Origin of the sequence: Corallococcus carmarthensis, assembly GCF_003611695.1 — a bacterium.
Classification (GTDB): domain Bacteria; phylum Myxococcota; class Myxococcia; order Myxococcales; family Myxococcaceae; genus Corallococcus; species Corallococcus carmarthensis.
Map to the genome: position 1 here is coordinate 1 of NZ_RAWE01000416.1, position 2960 is coordinate 2960.

Below are 2960 nucleotides of genomic sequence, written 5' to 3' on the forward strand. Positions count from 1 at the left end.
GCGGCAGGGAGGGGGCGGGTGGCGTGGCGGGGCGCATGCCCCAAGTCTAAAGGCCAGCACCCACGCCCGCCGGACCCCAGCCCCCGGGGCACCCCGTGTGTCCGGGGGGGACGTCGTCAGGAAGACGACTTCCGTCCAGCTTCCGGACGCTCGAGCCCTCGCAGGCCCGTGTCCTTCAATCGCCGCCGTGCCTGGGCCGCCGGAAGCCCCGTGAAGTGCATGGCCAGCGCCAGCTTCACGTTGTCCCCCGAGGCCTCCAGCAGCGCCTCCGCCCGCGCGGGGGGCAGGTCCGTCAGCTCCGCCACCATGCGCGCCGCGCGGGCCCGCAGCTTCGTGTTCGTCGGGCGCACGTCCACCATGCGCCCCCGGTACACGTGGCCCAGGGACACGAAGGCCGCGGTGGTGAGGGCGTTGAGCACGAGCTTCGTCGCCGTGCCCGCCTTCAGCCGCGTGGAGCCCGCCACCACCTCCGGCCCCGTAAGCGCCAGCACCACCGTGTCCGCGCGCATGCCGGGCCCGGGCGGGTTGCAGCAAACCAGCACCGTGCCCGCTCCACGCTCGCGGGCCTCGTCCAGCGCGCCCCGGACATAGGGCGTGGAAGCGGAGGCGGAGATGCCACACACGACGTCTTGAGCCGTCGCCCGGAACGCCCGAACCGCCCGGGCACCCGCGCCGACGTCGTCCTCGGCGCCCTCCACGGCACGCGTCAGGGCCTTCCGGCCGCCAGCGATGGCCGCCTGGACCCGCGTCGCCGGGACACCGAAGGTGGGGGGACACTCGCTCGCGTCGAGCACGCCGAGCCGACCGCTGGTTCCCGCGCCCACGTAGAGCAGCCGGCCGCCAGCGCGCAACGCTTCCGCCACGGCCCGGGCAGCCGCCGCGATGGACGGCAATGCCTCACGGACCGCGCGAAGCGCGATCAGGTCTTCTTGATGCAACCGTCGAACGACCGCCTCGACAGAGAGGAGGTCCAGGTCGTCCGAGCGGGGATGGAGCCGTTCGGTGGGCGGAAGCGCGGACTTTCGAACGCGCGTCATGCCCACCGGAAGGCTCCCGGACTTCAGGCGGCCTTGGTCACCTTGCCCGCCTTGATGCAGCGGGTGCAGGCCAGAACGCGCTCGATGCGGCCTTCGACGTTCGCCCGCAGCTTCTGCAGGTTCGGCAGGGTCCGCTTCTTGGTCTTGTTGTTCGCGTGGCTGACGTTGTTACCCACCAGCGGACGCTTCCCACAGAGGTCGCACTTCCACGCCATGACTGCTAACTCCTTGAAAACTGGGGCGTTCGACAGCAGCCCATAAAAGAGCGGCGGACCCTACCAGAAACAGGCCGGAAATCCAGCCGGATCCGACCCGAAACCTATCCCTTGAGCGGATCCTTCTTCTTCAACATGTCCTGCACCAGCTTCGCGGCGCGCATCCCCGCCAGCAGCTCGCCCTCCAGTCCCAGGCCGGGCAGCACCTCGCGGCCCGCCAGGATCACGTTCTTCGCGGGCGTGCGCTGCTTCAACCCCGTGATGCCCAGGAAGGCTTCCGTTTCGAAGCTGTAGAGGGGGTGGGGCATGAGGCGGCTGCCACGCACTCCCCCGGCGTCCAGGTAGGGGACCGAGCGCAGCGCGCGGTGCTGCTTCGTGAAGGGCATCAGCCGGTCCAGGTGCGCGTCGATGCGCGCGGCCAGCTCCTTGAGGTGCTCCTCGCCCTCGTCGCGCGCGGTGGCCGGGACGAAGGCGCCGGCGCACACCACGCGCACGCCCTCCACGTCCTTGCTCCCCGTGGCCGCGGAGGTGCGCGCCGGGTGCTGCTGCACCAGCAGCGGGCCCAGCTCCGCGTCCTGGGTGTCCACCAGCACCAGCTCGCCCATGCCGCGCGGGAGCGCCGCCTCCGGCACCACCCAGTTCACGCTGAAGAGCAGCGACTTGATGTTGGATTGATCCAGGTGCTCCAGCAGGCCGCGGTTGTGCTTCTTGTCCGTCACCAGCCGGCGCAGCGCCCCGGAGTCCGTGGCCGTCACCAGGCACGACGCGCGGTAGAGCGTGTCCGAGCGCACCAGCTTCACGCCGGAGAACTTGCTGCCGTCGAACGCCAGCTCCTCCACGATGAAGCCCGCCGGGTTGTCGCGGCCCAGCACGTCGCCGCCCAGCTCCGTCAGCCGCCGGGTGAGCACGTCGCGCAGGGCGTCCATTCCGCCGGGGTAGGTGGACGGCGCGGTGAGCACCTGGGACAGGGCCCGCGTCTGCGCCAGGGGCGCGGAGGGCTTCTCCAGGTGGACGAGGAAGGGCAAGAGGCCGCGCACCAGCGACAGCGCCGGATCCTCGCCCGCGATCCGGGGCGTGGCCTCCAGCGCCGGGTGGTCCTTGATCAGCCCCTTGAGCTTCCAGCCCTCGAAGAAGCCGTCGGGCGGCAGCTGGGGGCCTTCCTTGAAGAAGGCGTCGGTGGCCTCGTGCTGCGCGGCGCTGCCCGTGAGCGCGCCCTGGATGCCCTCGCCGGCCTCGCCGAACTCGCGCGTCAGCTCCGCGCGGCGGCGGGCGGCGTCCCCGGCCAGGTCCACCCGGTTCCGGGGCAGCACCAGCTGGAGTTCGGGGACGTGGGGCCGCAGCGCGCGGCCGATGGCGGTGGACAGCCCCAGCTCGTTGAGGGCCTCCTCCACGGCGGGCATCGCCTTGAGGGGCGGCGCGACGAACGGGGCGTAGGGCAGCACGAAGCCGTCGTGCTCGTAGCCGGGCCCCATGCCGTCGTGCTCCACCAGCAACACGCGGTGGTTGCGCTTCGCCAGGAGCGCGGCGGCGAGCGCGCCACCGACCTGGCTGCCCAGCACGATGACGTCATACACGTGCCGGGACGGGCCCGAGGGGAGCTTGAGTTTGGCGGCGGACGTCGACATGGCCGCCGAACACTACACAACGTCACCGCGTCTGGCGCCCTTTTGGCGCCCTGGTTTCCGGGGAGGCCGGTCCGGGGTGGGGC

Annotated in this window: 3 protein-coding genes; all 3 read right to left on the reverse strand. The window is 71.8% G+C overall.

The features are described from left to right. Positions 1 to 116: 116 nt before the first annotated feature. On the reverse strand, positions 117 to 1037 hold the full coding sequence (gene murQ, locus D7X32_RS43910) for an N-acetylmuramic acid 6-phosphate etherase (RefSeq protein WP_120608414.1): 921 nt from the start codon (positions 1035 to 1037) through the stop codon (positions 117 to 119). 23 nt (positions 1038 to 1060) lie between these two features. Further along, the gene (gene rpmB, locus D7X32_RS43915; RefSeq protein ID WP_120532048.1) at positions 1061 to 1252 is read right to left on the reverse strand and encodes a 50S ribosomal protein L28; all 192 of its coding nucleotides are present in this window, start codon (positions 1250 to 1252) and stop codon (positions 1061 to 1063) included. Between the two features lie 104 nt (positions 1253 to 1356). Continuing rightward, positions 1357 to 2877, reverse strand: coding sequence for an NAD(P)-binding protein (locus D7X32_RS43920; protein WP_120608415.1), 1521 nt, complete (start codon positions 2875 to 2877; stop codon positions 1357 to 1359). Between the last annotated feature and the right edge of the window lie 83 nt (positions 2878 to 2960).

Excerpts from the sequence above, each read along its gene's own strand:
- rpmB (WP_120532048.1), bottom strand. The coding sequence starts at position 1,252 with ATGGCGTGGAAGTGCGACCTCTGTGGGAAGCGTCCGCTGGTGGGTAAC.
- D7X32_RS43920 (WP_120608415.1), bottom strand. The coding sequence starts at position 2,877 with ATGTCGACGTCCGCCGCCAAACTCAAGCTCCCCTCGGGCCCGTCCCGG.
- murQ (WP_120608414.1), bottom strand. The coding sequence starts at position 1,037 with ATGACGCGCGTTCGAAAGTCCGCGCTTCCGCCCACCGAACGGCTCCAT.